The 21340-nt window shown below is 68.5% G+C and carries 18 protein-coding genes; 10 read left to right on the top strand and 8 right to left on the bottom strand.

The genetic code is table 11. The features are described 5' to 3' along the window. Positions 1 to 88 precede the first annotated feature (88 nt). From AMK34_RS38455 to AMK34_RS38470, 4 genes are all read right to left on the bottom strand, one after another. A complete protein-coding gene (locus AMK34_RS38455; protein WP_073848678.1) occupies positions 89 to 2536 on the bottom strand; it encodes an ATP-binding protein in 2448 nt (815 codons plus the stop codon). An 84-nt stretch (positions 2537 to 2620) separates the two neighbouring features. Next, on the bottom strand, positions 2621 to 2944 hold the full coding sequence (locus AMK34_RS38460) for a helix-turn-helix domain-containing protein (RefSeq protein WP_083650115.1): 324 nt from the start codon (positions 2942 to 2944) through the stop codon (positions 2621 to 2623). 193 nt (positions 2945 to 3137) lie between these two features. Further along, positions 3138 to 3968, bottom strand: coding sequence for a peptidase inhibitor family I36 protein (locus AMK34_RS38465; protein WP_241832956.1), 831 nt, complete (start codon positions 3966 to 3968; stop codon positions 3138 to 3140). Between the two features lie 513 nt (positions 3969 to 4481). After that, positions 4482 to 4952 (bottom strand): hypothetical protein, encoded by a 471-nt coding sequence (locus tag AMK34_RS38470; protein WP_073848681.1) that lies wholly within the window; start codon positions 4950 to 4952, stop codon positions 4482 to 4484. 741 nt (positions 4953 to 5693) lie between these two features. On the opposite strand from AMK34_RS38470, the gene AMK34_RS43665 reads away from it, so the two are divergent. The 4 genes from AMK34_RS43665 to AMK34_RS38490 all read left to right on the top strand — a co-directional run bounded on the left by AMK34_RS43665 (position 5694) and on the right by AMK34_RS38490 (position 10801). Further along, positions 5694 to 6035 (top strand): hypothetical protein, encoded by a 342-nt coding sequence (locus AMK34_RS43665; RefSeq protein WP_241832957.1) that lies wholly within the window; start codon positions 5694 to 5696, stop codon positions 6033 to 6035. Then, positions 6032 to 7141, top strand: a complete 1110-nt coding sequence (locus tag AMK34_RS38480; protein ID WP_073848683.1) for an MAB_1171c family putative transporter — start codon at positions 6032 to 6034, stop codon at positions 7139 to 7141. The genes AMK34_RS43665 and AMK34_RS38480 overlap by 4 nt, the downstream gene beginning before the upstream one ends. A gap of 165 nt (positions 7142 to 7306) precedes the next feature. Beyond that, complete coding sequence (locus AMK34_RS38485) at positions 7307 to 7768, top strand: helix-turn-helix domain-containing protein (protein WP_037345104.1); 462 nt, start codon at positions 7307 to 7309, stop codon at positions 7766 to 7768. A 237-nt stretch (positions 7769 to 8005) separates the two neighbouring features. Continuing rightward, entirely contained in the window at positions 8006 to 10801 is a 2796-nt protein-coding gene (locus AMK34_RS38490) for a helix-turn-helix transcriptional regulator (RefSeq protein WP_158073320.1), read from the top strand. Between the two features lie 57 nt (positions 10802 to 10858). Here AMK34_RS38490 and AMK34_RS38495 read toward each other — a convergent pair whose 3' ends face one another. Next, a complete protein-coding gene (locus AMK34_RS38495) occupies positions 10859 to 11674 on the bottom strand; it encodes a methyltransferase (RefSeq protein WP_073848686.1) in 816 nt (271 codons plus the stop codon). A gap of 182 nt (positions 11675 to 11856) precedes the next feature. Between AMK34_RS38495 and AMK34_RS38500 the strand changes: the two genes are divergently transcribed. Both AMK34_RS38500 and AMK34_RS38505 read left to right on the top strand, forming a co-directional pair. Continuing rightward, complete coding sequence (locus tag AMK34_RS38500; RefSeq protein ID WP_073848687.1) at positions 11857 to 12546, top strand: VC0807 family protein; 690 nt, start codon at positions 11857 to 11859, stop codon at positions 12544 to 12546. Between the two features lie 108 nt (positions 12547 to 12654). Continuing rightward, on the top strand, positions 12655 to 14316 hold the full coding sequence (locus AMK34_RS38505; protein WP_073848689.1) for a flavin monoamine oxidase family protein: 1662 nt from the start codon (positions 12655 to 12657) through the stop codon (positions 14314 to 14316). A gap of 63 nt (positions 14317 to 14379) precedes the next feature. Here the strand turns inward: AMK34_RS38505 and AMK34_RS38510 are convergent, their stop codons facing one another. Next, positions 14380 to 14919, bottom strand: a complete 540-nt coding sequence (locus AMK34_RS38510; protein WP_038510786.1) for a DUF1453 family protein — start codon at positions 14917 to 14919, stop codon at positions 14380 to 14382. Positions 14920 to 15096: 177 nt separating this feature from the next. Here AMK34_RS38510 and AMK34_RS38515 point away from each other — a divergent pair, with 177 nt between their 5' ends. Next, positions 15097 to 15765 carry a response regulator transcription factor gene (locus AMK34_RS38515; RefSeq protein WP_038510788.1) on the top strand — a complete coding sequence of 223 codons (669 nt, stop codon included), beginning with the start codon at positions 15097 to 15099 and terminating at the stop codon, positions 15763 to 15765. Here AMK34_RS38515 and AMK34_RS38520 read toward each other — a convergent pair. After that, positions 15762 to 16901: a sensor histidine kinase gene (locus AMK34_RS38520; RefSeq protein ID WP_083650116.1), complete on the bottom strand. Its 1140-nt coding sequence runs from the start codon at positions 16899 to 16901 to the stop codon at positions 15762 to 15764. The two genes, AMK34_RS38515 and AMK34_RS38520, sit on opposite strands and share 4 nt — an antisense overlap. 200 nt (positions 16902 to 17101) lie before the next feature. Between AMK34_RS38520 and AMK34_RS38525 the strand changes: the two genes are divergently transcribed. Further along, a complete protein-coding gene (locus AMK34_RS38525) occupies positions 17102 to 17857 on the top strand; it encodes a thioesterase II family protein (protein WP_073848691.1) in 756 nt (251 codons plus the stop codon). A gap of 90 nt (positions 17858 to 17947) precedes the next feature. Here AMK34_RS38525 and AMK34_RS38530 read toward each other — a convergent pair whose 3' ends face one another. Then, on the bottom strand, positions 17948 to 18436 hold the full coding sequence (locus AMK34_RS38530) for a DUF1453 family protein (protein WP_037345115.1): 489 nt from the start codon (positions 18434 to 18436) through the stop codon (positions 17948 to 17950). Between the two features lie 304 nt (positions 18437 to 18740). On the opposite strand from AMK34_RS38530, the gene AMK34_RS38535 reads away from it, so the two are divergent. Then, complete coding sequence (locus AMK34_RS38535) at positions 18741 to 20081, top strand: UDP-glucose dehydrogenase family protein (RefSeq protein WP_073848693.1); 1341 nt, start codon at positions 18741 to 18743, stop codon at positions 20079 to 20081. A 35-nt stretch (positions 20082 to 20116) separates the two neighbouring features. Next, a complete protein-coding gene (locus tag AMK34_RS38540) occupies positions 20117 to 21340 on the top strand; it encodes a glycosyltransferase (RefSeq protein WP_073848695.1) in 1224 nt (407 codons plus the stop codon).

Genomic DNA, 21340 nt, shown 5'->3' on the forward strand with positions numbered 1-21340 from the left:
GAGTTCGCCGACCTCGGCAGATTGAACTTCCGGGACGCCGCCCGGACCAGGAAACCCGACCGGAAACTGTGCGGACGGCAACTTCCGGTCAGGACGGCACCATCGCGATACCCATCGCGTCGTACAGCGACTGCGCGCGTTCGCGATACGGCTTGGCCTTGTCCGGCGCGCCGACGCCGTCGTGGGTCGCGGCGATACCGGTCAGCGCGCGGGCCTCCTCATGCGGTTCGCGGGTCAGCCGGGCGAGTTCGGCGGCCCGCGTGTAGTGCGCGAGCGCGGCGGGCCGGTCACCGCGGGCCAGCGCGCTGTCCGCGAGCCCGTTGTGCACGAGGGTCTCCAGCGGCCGGATGCCCGTCGCCACCGCGATGTCGAGCGCGGCCTCCTGGTGCACGCGGGCCGCCGCCGCGTCGCCCTGCCGGAGATGCACCAGCCCGAGGTAGGCCAGTGCGTATCCTTCGGCCTCCCGGTGGCCCTCGGCCCTGCTGACCGTCAGCGATCGGCCGAGGTGGTCGTGGGCCTCCGTCCACCGGCCCAGCGCGCGGTACACGTCTCCGAGGTTGTGCAGCGCGATCGCTTCGCTCAGCCGGTCGCCGATGCGTTGGGCGTTGGTCAGGCATTGCCGATAGCAGTCGAGAGCGGCGTCCAGCTCGCCCCGGCGTTCGTGGACGAAGCCGAGGTTGGACAGCGCACGCCCCTCGTTGAGGCGGTCGCCGTTGTCCCGGGAAACCGTGACCGCCCTGCTCAAGTGGTCCGCCGCGTCGGCGTAGCGGCCCAGTTGCCCGTACACGGTGCCGAGGATGTTCAGGGCGCGGCCGGTGACGACCGGGCTCGCGTCGACGTCGAGGCAGCGGGTCAGATGTGTCACCGCCTCGTCGAAATGGCCGAGCCTGGCGCAGATCGCGGCCAGGTCGACGAGCGCCTGCTGGATGCCGATGGCGTCGCCCGCCCGCTGTGCCTCGCCGAGCGCGAGACGGTGCAGTGTGCGCAGCGCGCCGTAGTGACCGTGGACCCGCAACACCTGCCACAGCACGGTCGAGAGGTCGCGGGCGTAGGTGTCGCCGGTGGCCGACGACTGTTCCGCGATGGCGATCAAGGTGGGCATCTCCGCCGCCAGCCAGGTCGCCGCGTCTTCGGCGCCGGTGAACCTGACGTTCTCGGCGATCGGGGTGAGCAGCGGTCTTCGGTTGGGGTCGCCCGCCCCCATCGACCCGGCCGCGTCGGCCGCCCCGGCCACACAATGCTCGGCGAGCCGGCGCAGGGCCGCCGATCGCCGCCGCGCCGGTTCCTCGTCGGCACGGCCGCGCGCGTAGTCGCGGACCAGATCGTGGAATTCGAACCGGCCGTCCGCGCAGTGCGCGAGCAGCAGGTGACTGTCGACGAGCGCGTCGAGGAGCCGGCGGGTCTCCGGCGGATCGGTGCCCAGCAGAGCCGCCGCGGCGGCGGTGTCCCAGTGCGGGCCGGGGTGGAGTCCGAGCAGACGCAGGCCCGACGCGACGTCGCCGGGCAGCGCGTCGTAGGACCAGGACAGCACGGAGGGCAGGGAGGTGGTCTTCTCTTCGGTGGTCAGTGCGGCGAGCCGGCCGCCGGCCGAACGCATCGAGGACGCCACGTTCGCCAGGTTCCGGTGGTGCGCGAGCCGTTCACCGACGATGCGCAGGGCGAGTGGCAGGCCGCCGCACCCCGACACCATGTCGGCGAGCGCGGTGCGGTCGGTGAGTCTTCGTCCGTCGCCCGCCAACCGGTCGAGCAAGGAGAACGACTCCCGTTCGGTCAGCAGGGGCACCGGCACCCGGTGCGCGTCTGCGCTGATCGTCAGCCCGTGCAGGGCCGCGCGGCTCGTCACCACCACCGCGCAGCCCGCGTGTCCGGGCAGGAGCGGCCGGACCTGGTCCGCCGAGCGGGCGTTGTCCAGCACGATGAGCACCGAACGGCCGGCCAGCACACTGCGCAGCGACGCTGCCCGGTCGTCGAGGTCGGCGGGCACATCCGCCACGGGCACGCCGAGCGCCCGCAGGAACGACCGCAGCACCTCGGCCGGATCGGCGGGCGCCCCCGGCCCGTACCCACGCAGGTTCGCGAACAACTGCCCGTCGGGGAAGTCCTGCTTGACGCGGTGCGCCCATTGCACGGCCAACGACGTCTTGCCGACCCCGGCCATGCCCTCCAGCACCGCAACGACGACACCTGCCCCGGCCTTCTCGCCATGGAGGGCGTCGAGCGCGTCGATCTCCCGCCGCCGCCCGATGAACGACGTGATCCCCGAAGGCAGCTGCGCGGGCACCGCAACGACCGGCGTTCTCGCAGGTGAAACCGCGTCCGGGCAGTAGTGCCGCACGAACCGGCTCGCCTGCTCGCCCTGGAGACCCAGCCCCAGCGCCAGCGCCTCCACCGAATGGCGCCGTGGCCGGGCGACCCGGCCGCGTTCGATGTTGCTGATGCTCCGCACCGTCAACCCGGTGCGTTCCGCCAGCTCCTCTTGCGTCAGCCCGGCATCCCGCCGTGCCTCACCCAGCAGCGAACTCGGCCCACGGTCCATTTCGCGGATGTTAGAGCGGGTGCGACACCGAAAAACGGTGGTTCGGGGAAGATTTTGATCGAAATTGGTCGAAAACGCCGGAGCTCAGGGGGTGAAGAGACGGTGTGTCCCCGGCGCTGACGTGCCGGCGGCCCTGGCGGATCGCTCCGCCGCTCGTTCGAAGTCGGCGCGAGCCTGGCCGGACAGGCCGAGCCCGGCCGCGATGAGCCGGACGGTGTCGCGGCGGGGCCGGTCGACGCGGCCGTGCTCGAGATCCCTGATCGCCCGGACGCTGACCGTCGAGCGGGCGGCGAGAAGCCGCTGGGTCGCGCCGAGGCTGGTCCGGTGGCTGCGCAGCAACCTGCCGAAACGGGCCGGACCCTCGTCCGCCGGGTTCGTCGTGTCCGGCGCGGGGGCGGCGCTGGTCACTTGTCCGAGGTATCGGGGCAGGGGCGGTCCCGTGTGCACGACTTGAGTCACTGGCGTCCTCCGCTTCGCTCAGCGATGCCGCATCATGGTCGGCAGGCGGCAGGCGGAGGGACAACCGGAAACTTCACCGAAGAAGTGCCGGTCCACCGGGGAAGCCCGTTCGGCTCGGGTGAGCCGAACGGGCCCGGCGGGGTTATCCGCAGCAGATGTTGTAGCCGTGGTTTCGCCAGAACAACGAGGGACTCGGATTGTCGAGAACCGGATCGCCGGTGCTGTCCGACGCGCTCTCGTGCCTGCCCGGCCGGTACTCGACATGCGTGTGCGCGGAGCTCGCGCCGCGATACTCCTCGGTGCCGATCTGCCGGCCGCGGCTGACGAATTCACCGACCGCGAGCCCGTTCGACGGATTGAGATGCAGGTAGATGATGGTGAAATCCTGATCCCGGTTGTAGATCGCCAACGTGGACAGGCCGCCGCTGCCGTTGCTGCCTTCGGTCTTCCTGATGACCTGGCCCTGGGTCATCGAATACACGGAAACGCCGAAGCCCCGGGCGAAGTCGATGCCCTCGTGCCTTCCCGACGTGCTCACGTAGCCGTCGAAATAGGAGCTGATACGGCCGGAGTCGCTGTGGTAAAGCCCGGTCTCCAGCCATTCGTTTTCCGGCAGGCCGAGCAGATGACCGACGTTTTCGTTGTACGTCGAGGTCAGGTTTCCTTTGGCGCCGTGCGGAAACGAGTCGATCGGGCCCGTCCAGCCGTTCTTGAAGAAAACGGTGACCACCGCGTCCCGCCGGTTCCACACCGAGGCCGCGTTGTTCCTCACGCACAGGCCCTTTCCCGCCCCCGCGCCGAGGAAGTGATAACAGTCGGCGCCCGTGCCGTAGTTGCCGACCGACGCGTCGAAATCGCTGACCGATCCCTGTTGATTGCTGTTGTAGTACAAACAGAATTCGCCGTCTTCGCAGACGCCGTTCCGTGCCGTCGCGGCTTGCGCCGCCGGGGTGATCAGGAGGGTGCCACTCAACGCCAATACCATGCCGAACAGTGCGACCATCACTCTTCTCAACGACGTTCCCTTTCCCTTTGTACGCGGCGGATCAGCCAGTGCGCGACGGTACGTACGGAATGGGCGCCGGGGAAGGCGTGATGGGAAAACTGCCGCTCATTCGGCGGTCATGGGTCGATGACGCGGTGAAGGCTCCCTTCACCGCGTCTACTGCGGTGAAGGGAGCCTTCGCCCCGGTCACTCACCCGCCCCGGCCGCTTCGCCGCCGGCGCCTGCGTCGCGAAAGCCACTTTCGCGACGTCAGATGTCTCGAACGTGGCTTTCGCGACACGTTCGACAGGCGGAAAGCTCGCGAAGACCCTTCCCTACCTCACGGGCACCACGTTTGACCTTCCCCGCAATAGGACGACCCAAATCACTCACGACCCCTGCTTGAAATCGGGCAAAATACCCAAATCGGGCGCCGCAATCGGGAAATACGTCCTTTATGGACAGAGTGGACGCACCAGGCTCCGTGGCGAGCCCGGTGTCTCACGGCGGAGGCTGCCGGTACTTCCGCGTGAACCGGACACCGTTGAAGGTGTGGGTGCAGCAAGGGCAGGTCGGCTCCAGATCGTCGACACCCAGTTCGGGGTCGACGACCTGCAACCGGTTGTCGTCGTCCACGTAGAGGCCGCTGTAGTAACTGGCCTCGCCGATCCGCACGCGATCGCGTCGTTCGTGCGGCTGCCGGGCGACCAGCCAGTGGATCGGGTCGGGGGTGTCGAGCCGGGCGGCGGCCTCGTTGTACACCTCGTCCCAGTCCGCGCCGACCTTGCCGAGCAGGAACCGGAACAGTGGCGTGTAGTCCAGGCCCCGGCGCGCCCGCGGCCCCATGGACCCGCGTGTCCGATCGGAGGCGAGTTCCCGTTTCGTGTTGCGCTGGTGCCGGTGATCTCCGCCGTGATGATGGTCGACGTGTCTGGCGCGGGTGTTCACACGACGGTACAGCGGTTCCTTCATCGCACCTGCTTTCTTTTGTCTCGGCCAGAGTTACCCGGTGCCTTCGAGACTATCGTCAAGAAAGGGCCTCCCGGCGAATTTACGATTGTCGAGGCCGGCGCGAAGAATTGACATGTCCAAGCGGTCGAGTGAAGCCGTGGTGTGATTGGCCCTTGTGTTCGACTGGTGGGGTCTCGACGTCAAAGGGTGGATCTGACGCTTCGCAATCGATCGATTACCTAGTGCCAATAGGGACAATGGTGTCCGGACAACGGACGCCGAGTAAGGGGTGGCGGCCCTGTTCCCGCTTTGGAGACGGAGGCTCTTCCTCCTGTTAGCCGGGCGTTCGGCGGCGAATATTTTCCGGAGTTGATCCGTTCAGGTGATGCGCTGACGCGAACTGATCACTCGTGTTAGCCTGCCGCTGGTTGCTCGCGAGGGTCTGGCGTTTCGGATGTGAAGTCCGCGTCATCTGGGGATGCGAAACAACTGTGGTGCAGCATTTCCTACTTCGCCACGGGTCTGTTCGGACCCGTGGGTTCGAGTGGTCCTGGGGGTCGGGTGAAAGCGATTCATGGTTTCGTCGAGACCATTGCCGCTGAGCGGAAACTTCGTCGTGGCCTGCGTAAAGAATTTGTCAAGTTCGGGATCGACGGGCCGGTCGAAATGTCCGAACTCTGCCGCCGCATCGGGGAAAGCCGAGGCCGGCCGATCAAACTCATCGCGTTCCCGATGGAGGTCCCCGGCCCGTGTGGAGCGTGGTTGAGCGCGTCTTCGAGCGACTACATCGTCTTCCAGTCGGAGACCACCCGAATTCACCAAGAGCACATCATCGCGCATGAGCTGGGTCATATCCTGGCCGGTCACCAGGCCGAACCGGATGAAGAGGAAATCTGGTCCCGGTTCATGCCCGACCTCGACCCGGGGGTAATTCGCAGGCTGTTGAAAAGAACGCAGTACGACTCGGCCAGGGAGCGGGAGGCCGAGACGATCGCCACCCTCCTGCTCGAGCGGTCCGTGGTCGTCCGGCAGCTCGCCGGGCCGGGTTCGTCGCGGACCAGGCGGATGCGGCACGCCCTCGACGAGGCGCGGGGCTGGCTGTGAGCCTGGCCAAGGAGTTCGTGATCGCGGCGCTGGCGTGGTTCTCCTTCCGGCTGGCGCGATCGCCGCGCGACCCGGCGATCTGGGCGCTGGTCGGCTGCCTGGTGCTGCGGTTGCTGACCGCGCCGTCGAGCATGGTGGCGCTGCACGAGTTCACCGGCGGGGCGCTCGACGTCGCCACCTTCCGCCTGGTCCAGACCGTCGCGCTCGACGCCAGCCTGTTCTGCCTGCTGGTCTTCTTCCTGCTCTCCGCCGGCGGCTCACGGCGGCGGGTGACCCTCGATGCCGGGCTGCTGATGCTGGTCTGCGCGGCCCTTGTGGTGGCGATGTTCGTGGTCCCGGCCGCGTCGCGCGAGCAGGCCTTCGGCGTCGGCGCGGCGTTGCCGTCGGTGGTGGCGGAACCGGGGGTGGCGTTCTTCTACCTGGTCGACGCGGCTTACGGCACCTACACGACGGTGCAGGCGGCGAGCTGGGCCCTGCGTGACGCCGCCGAGACCCCGCTCCGTGTCCGCTGGGGACTGCGGATCGCCGCCTGCGGCCTGATCGTGCTCGCGCTGACCTCGGTCGCGCGGTTCGGCACGATTCTCGTGCGCTGGGCCGGCGGCGACGTGCCGTCGGCCGTCCCGGACGTGACGGCAGTGCTGGTCCACTTGGGAATCATCCTGTTCATGGCCGGGATCACCCTGGTCGGGCTGCTCGCCGTGCTCGCCGCGGTCCGGCTGTGGCTGCGGCACCGGCGGCGGTACGAGGACCTGCGTCCACTGTGGGGGCAGCTCCACGACGTCTTCCCTGGCGACGCGCTGTACGCCGGACAGCGGCACGGGTGGCTGGAGGAGCTCGCCTTCTGGCGATTGCATCGCAGGTATTGGCGAAGAGTCGTCGAGATCCGCGACGGGCTGGTCCGGCTGAGCCCGTACCTGGCCGACAGTGGTTTCGTCGAAGGCCGGGAACGGGTGTCGCCCGAGGTCTTCCGCGAGGCGCTGGCCCGGTTGCGTGCGGGGGAGCGGCCGACCTCGCGCACCGCGGTGGCGGTGGCGCGTCCGGAAGGGCCGGACATCGAGGCCGACGTCGGGGCGCTCGTCACGCTGTCGAAGACCTTGCGCGCCTGATCGTCCGTTTTTTCCTCAGTTGTACGGAACCGGGAGTGATTCATTCACGTCAGTTGATGAAAGGGAGGTGGCCGCCTATACTCCGGTACTCGGGGGGACCTGCACCGCCATACGGCAGCGCGGCACGGGTTCGTGAGGAACTCGGCGGTGTTCTTGGGAGGTAGCATGTCCCGGCAGGACGAACCAGGCCGGAGCCTGGCCGAAAAACTCGACCATCTGTTCGCGCACGTCACCCGGCGCAACGGCAGCGAATTCACCTACGAAGAGGTCGCGTCCGCGATCACCGCCGAGGGTGTGACGATCTCCCAGAGCTACGTTTGGCAGCTGCGCAAGGGAAAGAAGGACAACCCGACGCTCAAGCACCTGCAAGGGCTGGCGGATTTCTTCGGCGTCCCGGTCACGTACTTCTTCAACGAGGGCGTGAGCGATCGGGTGGATCGGCAGCTGGAATACCTGCGTGCGGAGCAGGCGCGGTTGCGTGAACTGGCCGACACCGACGAGGTGCGGCTGATGGCCATGCGCGCGGGCGAGCTCACGACCGACCGCCGCGAACTGGTGAAGAACCTGCTGGACGTCGTCTGGCGGGATCAGCAGGCCATGCGAGAACGTGGATCCAAACAGGACTGACGCGTCCGGCGTCGCCGGTTGTGCTTGTCGTGTCTGGGTTTTCCGCTTAGTCCACAGTGGCCGTCCACTGAGAAAAACGGACGAACCTCTCATTTGTTCTCTTGGGTCGACACGATAGGGTGACGTCCTCTAGGCTCCTCGGCAAGAGTTCCTGTGTGGAACGGACGATGTCGGTTCGCCACCGGACTCCACATTGCGGGTTTGCCATGGGGGCGACGAAGAATGCACGTGAAATCAGTGAGCAGAGCGGACGGCGACGTCCGTGCGGGGGCGTACCCCCGCGCGGAGTTGCTGGTCCTGCGAGACTTCTTGAAGGAAACCGAACAGGGAAACGCCGTCGCGGCGGTGGTCACCGGCACCGCCGCGAGCGGGAAAAGTGAACTCCTGCACGCATTCGGGCAACAATGCGCTGAAGCGGAAGCAACGGTACTGAGCGCGCTTTGCGTGGAAGCGGAGAAGGATCTTCCGTTCACCGCGCTGTTCCAGCTTTTCCGCGGCCCGGCACTGTCCGAAGACCTGCGCGTGAAGGCCGCGGACCTGCTCACCCGGGCGGAGGAGACCGGGCTGACCGGGCGGCCCAGCACGCACCTGATGCTCGACCTGCTGGAGCTCGTACGCGAGCTCGCCGCGCGCCGCCCGGTCGTGGTGCTCGTCGACGACTTCCACCATGTGGACACCCCGTCGTTGCACTGGCTGATGTTCCTCATGCGCCGCATGCGCACGATGAACGTGCTCATAGTGCTGACGGAGTCGTTGTCCGCCAAGCAGACATTGCCCTTGCTGGGCGCCGAGTACCTCCGGCTCCCGCACTGCCGCCGGATCCGGCTGAAGCCGCTGGGCCGCGACGAGGTGGCCCGGTTCGTCCCACCCGGACAGGACGACACCCTGGTACAGGGCCTGCACGAGCTCAGCGGCGGGAATCCGTTGCTGGCACAGGCACTCCTCGAAGATCTCCGTGCCTCGGGCGTACCCCTCGCGCCCGAGACCCGGCCGATCCCCGGGGATCACTACTGCCAGGCGGTGGCGGCGTGTCTCCAGCGCGGCGACCAGGACACCCGCACCCTCGCCGGGGTCCTCGCGGTGCTGGGCAAGGGAGAAACCGTCTGCCTCGCCGTCCGGGTGGCCGGGATGGACCAGCGCACCGCCGGCCGCGCGATCACCCTCCTGCACCAGGTCGGCCTGCTCGACGCCGGCCGGTTCCGGCATCCGATGACGGTGACCGCGGTACTGGCCGACGTCCCGGTCCCGGAACGCGCACGGCTGCACGAACGTGCCGCCGTGCTCCTGCACCACGACGGCGCCAGCGCGCTCGAGGTCGCCCGCCACCTCGTCGCGGCCGACCGGGCCGAGCGGCCGTGGGCGGTGCCAGTGCTGCGCACCGCGGCCGAACTGGCCAAAGTGGACAACCAGACCTCGTTCGCCGTCCAATGCCTGAAACTGGCCTGCCGGTCGTGCGGAGACGAAGCGCTCGAGGTCGAGATGGTGACCCAGCTCGCCGGTCTGGAATGGCGGAACAACCCGGCCATCGGCGCCGTGCACACCGACCACCTCTACGAGATCTTCCTCGCCGGGAACCTCCCGGTGCGGGCCGCCGCCATCCTGGTGCGGTTCCTGCTGTGGCACGGCCGCACCGGGGAAGCGGGCGAGGTGCTCGACAGGCTCGCCACCATGGAGCCCTCGGCCGACGATCGCACCGAAGCGGAACTGCGCATCACCCGCCTGTTCATTCTCTGTTCGTATCCCGTTCTGCGCGACAAGCTGCCCGCCCCGGCCGCGAAGGACCGCGTTCCCGCGCAATCCTTCGACCCCAACGTCCAGGCCGCGATGGCGTTGAGCCGGATCGTCACCAACGGCCCGGACGACGACGCCATCGCGTCGGCCGAGAACGTGCTGAAGAGCATCCAGCTCGGCGACACGATGGTCGAATCCGTGCGCAGCGCGCTGTTCGCGCTCATCTACGCCGACCGGCTCGACAAGGCGGTGCCGTGGTGCGAGCTGCTGCAGCAGGAGGCCGCCGACTGCGACGCGCCCAGCTGGCAGGCCGTGTTCGCGGCCGCGAGGGCGGAAATGGCGCTGCGCCAGGGAGATCTGGTGACGGCGGAGAAGCAGGCCAAGGCGGCCTTGACGTTCATCACACCGCAGAGCTGGGGCGTGGCCGTCGGAGTCCCACTGGCGACGCTGTGCCTGGCCGCCGTCGGAATGGGCAAATTCGAGGAGGCGGCCGCGCATATCAACCAGCCGGTGCCCGCCTCGATGCTGCAGACCCGGTTCGGCCTGCACTACCTGCGCGCCCGCGGCAGGCTCTACCTGGAGACCGACCGGGTGCACGCGGCGCTCGGCGACTTCGTCCTCTGCGGGGAACTCAGCAAGAGCTGGGATTTCGACCTGCCGGTGCTGGTGCCCTGGCGCGGCGACACGGCCGAGGCATACCTCCGGCTCGGCATGCCGGAGAAGGCCAAGTCCCTTTTGGACGAACAACTCGCGAAGCTCGCCGGGTCGACGTCGCATGTGCGGGGAATCTCGTTGCGGCTCAAGGCCAAGATCGCCGAACCGCAGAAGCGGCCCGAACTGCTGCGTGAAGCGGTGAAGATCTTCCAGGCGGGCGGTATCCGCCTCGAACTCGCCCGCGCGCTCGGCGATCTCAGCCGCGCGCACTACACCCTCGCCGAGTCGGGCCGTGCGCGCACGGTGGCCCGCCAGGCATGGCACATCGCGAAGGGTTGCCACGCCGAGGTGATCTGTCGCGATCTGCGTCTCGACGGTACGGCCGACGAGGGAAAGCCGGTCTCCACCACGGCGGACATCGCCGCGTCGCGCGTCGAACGCGAGCTCATCGAATCGTTGAGCGAGGCCGAGCGAAGGGTCGCCGGGCTGGCCTCCCTCGGGCACACGAACCGGGCGATCGCGAGCAAGCTCTACATCACGGTGAGCACGGTCGAACAGCATCTCACCCGTGTCTACCGCAAACTGGACGTCAACCGGCGGCGGGATCTGCCGTCGTGGCTCCAGGTCTCGGTCGTCAACAGCGCCTGAAACTGAACGACGAAGGTCTCCTTACCCCGCAAGGTAAGGAGACCTTCGTCGTTTCGTCTACTTGACGGCGGTGACGGCCGCCATCGTGCCCGCCCACCAGTAGGTGCAGTCGGCCGGCGGCTTCAGGTCGCGGACGACCTCCACCCGGAACGAGCTGAAATGGTCGAGCAGGGCACGCTGGTGCGCCCGGCTCAGTGAGTCGATTTCGTTGGTGTAGTAGGAGAAGACGCCGCCGGGGCGAAGATGGGCGGCGGCGTGCTCGAAGAATTCGGCGGCCAGCACGATGGCCTTCGGGCCCAGGGTCCTGGCGAATTCCCGTTCATCGGTCGGATAGGTGTCGTAAAGGATCGCGTCGTACTGGCCGAGGCCGCCGAGGACGTCCTGCCAGGCGCCGAGTTCCAGCCGGATATCGCGATCCGGCCACTGGGAGCGCCATTTCTCGAACTCGGCCTTCACCTCGGAGTTGATTTCGATCAGGGTGTGCGACCGGACGCCCGAGTCCTGGACGTAGGTGGCCGAAATACCCATCCCGAAACCGACTTCGAGCAGATCGCCGCCGTTCGCCGCGGCGTTTTCCGCCAGCACCTTCATCAGCGGCCGCTCCCAGTTCTGCATCACCTGCTGGCCCTGGATGAGCAGCTGCGTCGGATCGCTGTAGTCCGCCGTGCTGTCCTGCCAGTTCCGGCGGATCAGCGGCCGGTGCGAGCCCTCGACGAATTCCTGCTGGATGGTGTCGAGGTGTTCCAGATCGCTCGCGAACTCGAACACCGCGCGGCCGAGAAGGAGGTTGCGCTGGCCGGGCCCCTTGGCCCGGAGGAAGTCGTCCCTGACCGGGTCCACCGTTATCTTGAATTCCTTGAAGTTCCGTTGCATTCTGGTATATCTCCTACGGTCACGCGAGTTCCTTTCCCCCTCACGGTATCGGTGATCTTGGTTCCGTGCCGAAATGCAGGGGGTGACTTGACCACTGAACGGCACTGACGTCGGGAATAGGGGTTTTGGAATAGGGGGTGAACTTCTCCGCACGGGCGGTTTCCCCGTGATAGGAACTTCACATGCCGGGGGAAACGAAGAACCAGGAAACCGACGGACGCGGCGCGCGCACGCGCTCCCTCGTCTCGTTGATCGCCGACGTCACCGTGCCGGTCGTCGTCTACTACGTACTGCTCGCCTTCGGCTGGAGCAGCGGCTCCGCCTTGGTGGCGGCCACGATCGCTATCGGCGTCCTCGTGCTCGCCGTCGCGGTGAAGGAACGCAAGGTCGACGGCTTCGGAGTGTTCGTCCTCGTCGTCTGCGCGGTGACCCTGCTGGTCTCCCTGGTGAGCGGGGACGAACGCCTGCTGCTGGCCAAGGATCCCTTCACCAGCGGCCTGGCCGGGATCGCCTTCCTCGGCAGCCTCGCCTTCGGGAAACCGGTGACCTTCTTCATCTCCCGCCGGATCCGGGCGCTGACCCCGGCTCGCCGCGCGGGCTGGGACCGGCTGTACGACACGGAACCCGAGTTCCGCACACTGCACCGGGTCTCCACCGCGGGCTGGGGTGTGGTCCTGGTCGCCGAGTCCGCCGCACGGCTCGTCCTGATCTACCTGCTGCCCGCGTCGGTGATGGTCGGCCTGTCCACCGCGATCGAACTGACCGCGATCACCGGTGTGGTCGCCTGGACCGTCTGGTACCGGCGGCGCTCGGCCGGCCGGGGCCTGGAAAAGGCGCTTCACAAGGCGGATACCGCGCCCGCGGCTGTCTAAAATGGACTAGGGGCGAGTAGGGGAAAGTGAGGGGTTGGTCCCCGCCGGACCCCGTCGTACGTTTCGGTCGAGACAGTGTGGCCCCGATGACCAGGGAGATCCGCCACGATGACCGCAGCCGATTTCGCGCCCCCGCTGACCACTCTCTGCCCCGATTTCCCGTTCGCCTACGACGATTGGCTCGCGCATCCGGCCGGGCTCGGCGAACTGCCGCCGGACCGACTCGGACAGGAGGTCGCCGTCGTCGGTGGTGGGATAGCGGGTGTGGTCGCGGCCTACGAACTGCTGCGTCTCGGCCTGAAACCGGTGGTCTACGAAGCGGGCCAGATCGGCGGCCGGATGCGCTCGATCCCGTTGGCGGGTGAGGACGGCGCGGTCGCGGAGATGGGCGCGATGCGGTTCCCGCCCTCGGCCACCACCCTTTACCGGTACATCGACGAGGTCGGCCTGGAGACCAAGCCGTTCGCGAACCCGTTGTCCCGCAGCACTTCCACCACGGTGATCAATCTCGACGGCGTGACCTACCGCGCGCGGACCCCGGCGGATCTCCCGTCGGTTTTCCACGAGGTCGACGACGCCTGGCACAAGGCACTGCAGGAACTGGCCGATCTGTCCACCATGCGCGACGCCATCCGGATGCGCGACACCGCCATGGTGAAGGCGATCTGGAACCGGCTGCTGCCCGAACTCGACGACCAGTCCTTCTACGGTTTCCTGGCGCGGTCGACGGCGTTCGCCTCGTTCCGCCATCGCGAGATCTTCGGTCAGGTCGGCTTCGGAACCGGCGGCTGGGACACCGACTTCCCCAACTCGGTACTGGAAATCCTCCGCGTCATCTACACCGGCGTCGAAGAGGGGCCACGGCAGATCATCGGCGGTTGCCAGCAACTCCCGCGGCGGCTGTGGAACCACGCGCCCGCTTCGGCGCGCTTCTGGCCGGCCGGGACGTCGGTCGCTTCGCTGCACGATGGATCGCCGCGTCCAGCCGTCATCGGGTTGCGCCCGGCGGGGGACGGGTTCGCCGTCGAGGACGAGAACGGTGACGTGCGGACCTATCCGGCCGTGGTCTTCACCGCGCAGCACCGGGTGCTGCTCACCAAGATCGCCGGAGTGCGCCCGCTGCTGCCCGCGAACGTGTGGACCGCTTTGGAACGCACGCACTACATGGGCGCTTCGAAGTTGTTCGTCCCGGTCGACCGGCCGTTCTGGCACGACGTCGATCCGCGCACCGGCGAGGAATTGATGGGGATGACCCTGACCGATCGGACCCCGCGCAGCGTCTACCTGTTCGACGACGGACCGGACGCGCCGGCCGCGTTGTGCCTTTCCTATACCTGGAACGACGATTCGCTGAAGTTCGCGACACTCGGCCCGGCCGAGCGGCTCGAACTCGCACTGGACGCGCTCGCCGACATCTACCCGGGCGTCGACATCCGCTCCCACATCACCGGCGACCCGGTCACCGTCACCTGGGAGAACGAGCCGAACTTCCAAGGCGCGTTCAAGGCGAACCTGCCTGGGCAGTATCGCTACCAGCGTCGCTTGTTCACCCATTTCCGGCAAGACGACCTTCCCGCCGCCCAGCGCGGCCTGTTCCTCGCCGGTGACGACATCTCGTGGATGGGTGGCTTCGCCGAAGGGGCGGTCACCAGCGCGCTCAACGCGGTGTGGGGGACGCTGCGCCATCTCGGCGGGGCCACCGACCCGCGTAACCCCGGGCCCGGCGACGTCTTCGACCACATCGCGCCGATCGAACTTCCCGAGTCCTGAACGGGTCGAGGCCCGGTCCGGCGACTGGGGGATAGTCGACGGACCGGGCAGGCGAGACAGTGCTCAGCTCGCGTAACTGGGGGTTCGCTGAGCCTGCCTGAGTACCTTGGCCCGGTACACCCAGACCCCGGCGGTGCGGAAGATGACCATCGTCAGCGCCATGGTGACGAAGAAGGCGGAGACGCCGCCGGCGTCGATCCCGGTGTCCATCAGGAACTTGCCGAAGTCGGCCGCGAACGAGTGGCTGTGCTCCAGCGTGTAGACGAAGATGAGCCGTCCCACCAGGACGAACAACCACAGTCCCAAGTAGACCCAGCCCGCCCTGGTGTAGACGGCGGATTTCTCCTGGTCCCACTCGACCTTCGTGCCCTTCAGCAATCCCCAGCCGATCAGGACACCCGCCGCGATGCCGACCAGGCCGGCCAGTGAGTTCGGCGTGGTCAGCTTGAGGTCGTAGAGGACCGCCCAGCCCACCAGCGCGCACGTGAAGAACGGCAGGATCAGGATGACCAGGTGGGCCTTGTGGCGACCGATGTGCGTGAACAGCACCAGCGCCAGCAGTACGCCGCTCAGGATGAGGGCGTTTCGCATGGCTTCACTCATCAAAACTCCTTCGAAAGACTCCCCATCCGGCAGTTCGATGCCGGTTGTCCCGAAATCTAGGGCGAACGGCCGCGCCGATCATCGGCGCGCGGGTGGGAATCCGGTTGGAGATCGGCGTCCACCTCGAGGTGGAGTGCCGTGTGGCGCGGACCGGTGAGGGCAGGCCATGATGCAGGCATGGTCGAAGAAGTGCCCCCGGTCCGGATCGTGATCGCCGAAGACCAGGCGGCGGTACGCGAAGGGCTGGCCCTGCTGGTGGGGACGGTCGCGGGGATCACCGTGGTCGGCCAGGCGCCCGACGGCGAGGTCGCCGTGCGGCTGGCCGGGGAACTGAGCCCGGACGTCGTGCTGATGGACCTCTCCATGCCCCGGTGCGACGGCGTCGAGGCGACCCGGCGGATCAAGGAACAGCATCCGGAGATCGAGGTCGTCGTGCTCACCACCTACGCCGATGACGACTGGGTGCTGCGTGCCTTGGAGGCCGGAGCGCTGGGATACCTGACGAAATCGGCGAACAAGCACGAAATCGGGCGTGCGGTGCACGCGGCCGCGGCGGGACAGGCCCTGCTCGACCCGCGGGTGCAGCGGCGAGTGCTCGGCGCCGCCCTGGCGCCCGCGCCCGCTTCGGCGCCGCCGCCCGAGGACGACGCGAAGCTCACCAAGCGGGAAGCCCATGTGCTGACGCTGATCGCGGCGGGGCGCAGCAACAAGGAGATCGCCGCGGAACTGTTCGTCAGCGAGACGACGGTCAAGAGCCACATCAACCGGATCTTCGCCAAGACGGGGAGCCGGGATCGGGCGCAGGCGGTTCGTTATGCGTACCAAGCGGGTTACGTGCGGGACTAGCCCGGGACCCGGGCGGTGACGTCCCAGAACCGGCCGTCCGGACCGGTGACCAGGGTGCCGTCGACGAGTTCGATCCGTTCGCGCATCCCGGTCAGGCCGTAACCCGGCGTGTGCCCGGGGTCCGGTGCGGCGGCGAGGGGGTTGCGGACGTGCAGCCGGACCTCGTCCGGCGGGTACTCCAGTTCGACGCTCACCGCCTCGCCCGCCGCGTGCTTGGCCGCGTTCGTCAGCGCCTCCCGGCAGATCCGCAGCAGCGCGATCGTCTGCGCCGATGGGAGGTCGCGGTGCTCGCCCAGCATGGTGAACTCCGCCGGGGTGTCGTGTTCCCGGCCGAAGGTCCGCACCAGTTCGTTCAGCGCGTCCGGCAGGGCGCGGACGTCCTCGCGCAGGGCCGCCACGGCGTCCCGGACGTCGCTGAGCCCTTGGTCGGCGAGGCTTCGCGAAAGCGCGAGCGAACGCAGGGCGCCTTCGGTGTCGTCCTCCTCCACCAGCAGCGTGTGCATCACTTCCAGCTGGACCCGCAGCGCGCCGAGGGAATGGGCGACGACGTCGTGGATCTCGCGGGCGATCCGGGTGCGCTCGTCGAGCGTCGCGGCGCGCACGCCCCTGGTGTGCGCCAGCCGTTCCTGGTGCAGCAACCGTTCCGCCTGCGCGACCCTGGTCAGATGCCCGCGGCGGGTGAATCCGACGAGGACCACGATGACGACCGCGCCGAGCGCGCCCAGCCACGCCTCCGAAGGGCGGTGGCCGAGCAGGCTGGAGGCCACGATGGCGGCGGCGTCGAACACCATCAGCGCGATGATCGCGACGGTGTCCGGTTCCAGCCGTGAGGCGAACGCGGCGAGGGTGATGCAGGTCATGATCACGGCGGTGCCGTCGGTGGCGGCGCCGGTACCGAAGGCCGGGACCGCGCTCGCCGCGGCCAGCGGGAGCAGGGCGGCGCGGGGGAAGCGCTCGCTGATCCCGATCCACAGCAGCCAGCTCGCCGACGACACGGCATAGAGCACCCACAGCCAGCCGGCGCCGGCCGGGACGGTCGCGGTCATCTGGGTGACGGCCAGCAGCGCCGTCCCGGCGGCGGGCGCGGCCCAGCGCCAGCGACGTTCCTCGGCCTCTTCGGACGCTGCTTCGGTCATACGACGATCGTAGGGCCACCACGACTTTCCGCTCGCGGGCGATCATTCCGAGGGTGGAAATACCGTCACCGTTGGTAGGAGGTCGCTCTCTCGCGGTTGTTTCCGCAGGAAGCGTCCGGCTAGTGTTCGCCGAGGCGAAAGAAAGCGGTCTCTCCGACCCTCCGCCGAACAATTCCCATCCCTTTCGGAGGAATCCTGCGATGACCGCTCCAAGCGGCGATGCCGGGGACTGGGTCCGTGTTTTCCGGCCCGGAGGACCGTCGGTGCCGCGTCTGATCTGCCTGCCCGACGCCGGTGCAGCCGCGAATGCGTTCTTCCCGCTTTCCGCCGCGCTCGCGCCGGGGATCGAGGTGCACGCGGCGCAATATCCGGGACGTCAGGATCGGGTCGCGGAACCGTGCGCCGAAGACATCGGGGAATTGGCCGACCGGGTCACCGGGGCGCTCGCGCTCTGGGAAGGCGCGCCGTTCGCGGTGTACGGGCACGGAATGGGCGCGGTCGTCGGTTTCGAGGTGGCGAGGCGGCTGGAGCAGGTGCTGACCGGGAGCCCGGTCGCGCTGATCGTGTCCGGCTGCCCGGCCCCGTCCCGGTCCGGCTCCGTCGGGCTCCACCTGCTGCCGGACCAGGACCTCGTGACCGAGCTGTATTCGCTTCGCGACGCCGGCCCGCCTGGCGTGCGGGACGCGGAGCTGCTCAAGGCCACTTTCCCGGCCATCCGGGCCGATTTCCGGGCGCTGGCCGCCTACCGGCCCGAACCCGGGCCGGCACTGCGCTGTCCGGTCACGGTGCTCGTCGGCGACAGCGACCCGGCGGTGTCCCTCGACGAGGCCCGCGCCTGGCACGAGTACACCACGGGCCCGTTCGACCTCCAGGTCTTCCCTGGTGGGCACGGTTTCCCGGAGGCTCGGCCCGAGGAGTTCGCCGAGGTGGTGACCGCCGCGGTCCTGCGGTGGTGAAGCGGCGATGACGTTGCGAAAGCCACTTTCGCAACCTTCAAGGTTGCGAAAGTGGCTTTCGCGTCATCGTGGCCCGCGTGACGTCCGGGGTCAGCGCTGCGGGCTGCCGCCCGGGATCTTGGCGCCGCCGAGGCGGGCCGACAGCACGAGCGTCATCGCCATCAGGTTCGCGCCCAGCGAGAGCAGGATGGTGCCGCCGCCGGAGGTCAGCGTCGCGCCGGCGAAATGCCCGATCACGCCGAGCACGCCGCGGACGAGCAGCAGGCCCACCCAGACGGCGAGGCCGAGCGCGCCGATCCGCTGGTAGACCTTGTCGCCGCGCCGCTGCAGCTGCGTCATCGCGCCCATCGCGGCGCCACCCAGGAGCGAGACCAGCAGGCCCACGCCGAGGAAGACGATGTCGGTCACGCTGATGGTGGTGTCCAGATGCCGCATCTGGATGACCCCGATGGCGACCAGGGTGAGCGGCCCGCCCCAGATTTCCACGTTCTCCAGCGGTTTCCAGCTCATGCGCTGGTAGATCACGTAGACGACGACGGCGATGGCGACCGCGATGTTGATCAGCGTGCTGGTGTCCACTGCGCACTCTCCTCGGCTGTGGGCGACCTGTTCGTTCGGTATCGATCACGAGCGTAGGAGCAGGCACCCGTCGCGGCGACCAACCACGGGTTGACGTCCGGGTGGAATTCCCCGATCCACCCGAACCGGGGAACCGGCGATTAGGGGTGGGCACCGGTCGCTAGGGGTTGTTGGCGCTTCGAGGCCGATCCTACTGTCGGGTTCATCGGCCGGACCGCCAATTCCCGGCCCGATCGGCTCTCGCTTCCGAATCCCCTTTCCCGGAATTCGGAGCCGGATTTCGCCGACTGAAAGGTGTCTCACGTTGCATTCCTACCAAGTGGCCGTCGTCGGCGCCGGATACGTCGGGCTGACCACCGCGGCGTGTCTCGCCTCGCTCGGACACCGGGTCCGGTGCACCGATTCCGATCGCGGCAAATTGGCCCGGCTCCAGCGCGGTGAGGTCGACATCCTGGAAAAGGGGCTGCCCGGTCTGGTCGCCGAGGGAATCGCCGCCGGACGGCTCGGTTTCGTCGAATCGGCCGCGGAGGCCGTCGAGACCGCGGAAGCCGTCTTCCTTTGTGTACCCACCCCGATGGGCGAGGGTGGGATGGCCGATCTGTCGGCCGTCATCGACGTCGCGACCAAGGTCCGTGACGTGCTTTCGCCAGGTTGCGTGCTGGTGAACAAGTCGACCGTGCCGGTCGGGACCGCGGCCAGGGTCGCCGCGCTGCTCGGCCGGGACGACGTCGCGGTGGTGAGCAATCCGGAGTTCCTCCGCGAGGGCACCGCCGTCCACGACTTCCTCAACCCGGACCGGATCGTCGTCGGTTCCGACACCCGCGGCCCGGCGGAACGCGTCGCGGCGCTCTACGCCCGGCTCGGCGCCCCGACGGTGCTGACCGACGCGGCGAGCGCGGAGATGGTCAAGTACGCCGCCAACTGTTTCCTCGCCACGAAACTGTCCTATGTGAACGCCATCGCCGAACTGTGCGAGCGGCTCGACGCCGACATCGGCGACGTCACCGAAGGCATGGGTTACGACCGCCGGATCGGCCCGACGTTCCTCTCGCCGGGGCCGGGCTGGGGTGGTTCCTGCCTGCCCAAGGACACCATGGCGCTCAAGCAGGTCGCCGAGGTCGCGGGTTTCGAGTTCGGCCTGCTCGACGAGGTCATCTCCGGGAACGCGAAGCAGGCGTCCCGGGTGGTCGAACGGATCGCCGTCGCCTGTGGACTCGACGCGGACGCGGATCTCACCGGCCTGCGGATCGGCCTGCTCGGCCTGACCTTCAAGGCGGGCACCAACGATCTCCGGGATTCCCCGGCATTGAGCGTCGCCCGGCTGCTGGCCGAGCGCGGCGCGGAACTGACCGGGTACGACCCCGGCCTCACCGGCGCCGAACCGCCGATCCCCGGCGTCCGGGTCGTCGACGACCCCTACTACATCGCGAAGGACGCGCACGCGCTGGTCCTGCTGACCGATTGGCCGCAGTTCCGTGCCCTGGACTGGCCGCGGATCGCCGGCCTGCTCGAAGGACCGGTCGTCATCGACACCCGCAACCACCTCGACCCCGACGCGCTCAGCCGGTCCGGCATCGCCTGGCGCGGCTTCGGCAGGCCGCCGGTCGACCCGGTGCGCACGCCGTCCCTCGATCCCGTTCCCTGACCGTCCTCAAAGGACAGAAACGAAAGGTGGACCCCATGCGGGTTTTGTGCACCGTGACCGGCTCGCAGGGCCACGCACGGGCGGTGCTGCCCTTGGCCAGGGCGGCGGCGAAGGCGGGCCACGACGTCCTCGTCGTGACCCCGCCGGAACTGGCCGACGTCTTCGAGCCCGGGCTCATGCGGATCGAACCGGTGCTTCCGGGCATGGTCGAGGCCATCGGCCGGATGGTGCAGGAACGTCAGGAGGCCGAAGCGGCCGGGACTCCGCGCAGGGTGCTGGACACGCGCGACCAGCTGATCGCCACCGCGAGCGGCCCGCACGTCACCACCGCCTACCAGAAGCTCTACCCCCTGGCCAAGGAGTTCCAGCCCGACATCGTGGTGCGTGACGGCGCGGAGCTGTCCGGCGCGCTGGTCGCCGAGCAGCTCGGCGTCCCGTACATCAGCGCGCCGTCGGGTGCGGGCAACCTGATCGACCCGGCGGGCCTGGTGGAGCCGCTGAACGAGCGCCGCCAGGAGCTGGGGCTCGCCGCCGAACCCGACGCCGGGATGGCGCACCGCTACGGCCGTTTCGACTGCCTGCCCGCCGACACCTCGTTCGCCGCCTTCGATCTGCCGACGCCCTTCACCTACCGCCAGCCGTCGGAGGTTGCCATCGGCGAGGTCTTGCCGCCGGAGATCGCCGCGCTGCCCGCGGACCGGCCGCTGGTGCTCGCCTCGGTCGGCACCGCGCTGCCCATGCTCGGCGCGTTCAAGGCGTTCGGCATCGACCCGCCGGAGGAGATGGAGGACCCCGACGTCACGGTGCGCGCCCTGATCGAAGGACTGTCCAGTGTGGACTGTTCGGCGGTGGTGGCGACGGCCGGGTTCCCGATCGGCGACGTCGAGGTCGGTGACAACGTGCTCGTCGTCGAACGGATGCCGCAGCCGCTGCTGCTCGAATGCGCGCAGCTCTTCCTGACCCACGCCGGGTACAACAGCATCCGCGAGGCGTTGCGCGCCGGAGTGCCGATGGCCACGCTGCCGCAGTTCGGCGACCAGCCGCACAACGCCCGCCGCATCGAGGAGCTCGGGTTCGGCAAGCAGATCCCCGCCACCACACCGGAAGCGGTCGCCGAGACCTGCCGCGCGGTGCTGGCCGACACCCGGATCGCGGCCACCGTCGCGCGGGCCCAGCGGCGGAGCCTGACCATGCCGGGCGTGGAGTCCGCCGTGGCCCACCTCGAAGAGCTCGCCGGCCGGGCCGCGGGAACGGAGTAG

Source organism: Amycolatopsis sp. CB00013, from assembly GCF_001905755.1.
Taxonomy (GTDB): Bacteria; Actinomycetota; Actinomycetes; order Mycobacteriales; family Pseudonocardiaceae; genus Amycolatopsis; species Amycolatopsis japonica.

Coding starts and splice junctions, on each gene's coding strand:
- AMK34_RS38455 (WP_073848678.1), bottom strand. CDS start 2,536: ATGGACCGTGGGCCGAGTTCGCTGCTGGGTGAGGCACGGCGGGATGCC.
- AMK34_RS38470 (WP_073848681.1), bottom strand. CDS start 4,952: ATGAAGGAACCGCTGTACCGTCGTGTGAACACCCGCGCCAGACACGTC.
- AMK34_RS38485 (WP_037345104.1), top strand. CDS start 7,307: ATGTCCCGGCAGGACGAACCAGGCCGGAGCCTGGCCGAAAAACTCGAC.
- AMK34_RS38495 (WP_073848686.1), bottom strand. CDS start 11,674: ATGCAACGGAACTTCAAGGAATTCAAGATAACGGTGGACCCGGTCAGG.
- AMK34_RS38500 (WP_073848687.1), top strand. CDS start 11,857: ATGCCGGGGGAAACGAAGAACCAGGAAACCGACGGACGCGGCGCGCGC.
- AMK34_RS38505 (WP_073848689.1), top strand. CDS start 12,655: ATGACCGCAGCCGATTTCGCGCCCCCGCTGACCACTCTCTGCCCCGAT.
- AMK34_RS38510 (WP_038510786.1), bottom strand. CDS start 14,919: ATGAGTGAAGCCATGCGAAACGCCCTCATCCTGAGCGGCGTACTGCTG.
- AMK34_RS38515 (WP_038510788.1), top strand. CDS start 15,097: ATGGTCGAAGAAGTGCCCCCGGTCCGGATCGTGATCGCCGAAGACCAG.
- AMK34_RS38520 (WP_083650116.1), bottom strand. CDS start 16,901: ATGACCGAAGCAGCGTCCGAAGAGGCCGAGGAACGTCGCTGGCGCTGG.
- AMK34_RS38525 (WP_073848691.1), top strand. CDS start 17,102: ATGACCGCTCCAAGCGGCGATGCCGGGGACTGGGTCCGTGTTTTCCGG.
- AMK34_RS38540 (WP_073848695.1), top strand. CDS start 20,117: ATGCGGGTTTTGTGCACCGTGACCGGCTCGCAGGGCCACGCACGGGCG.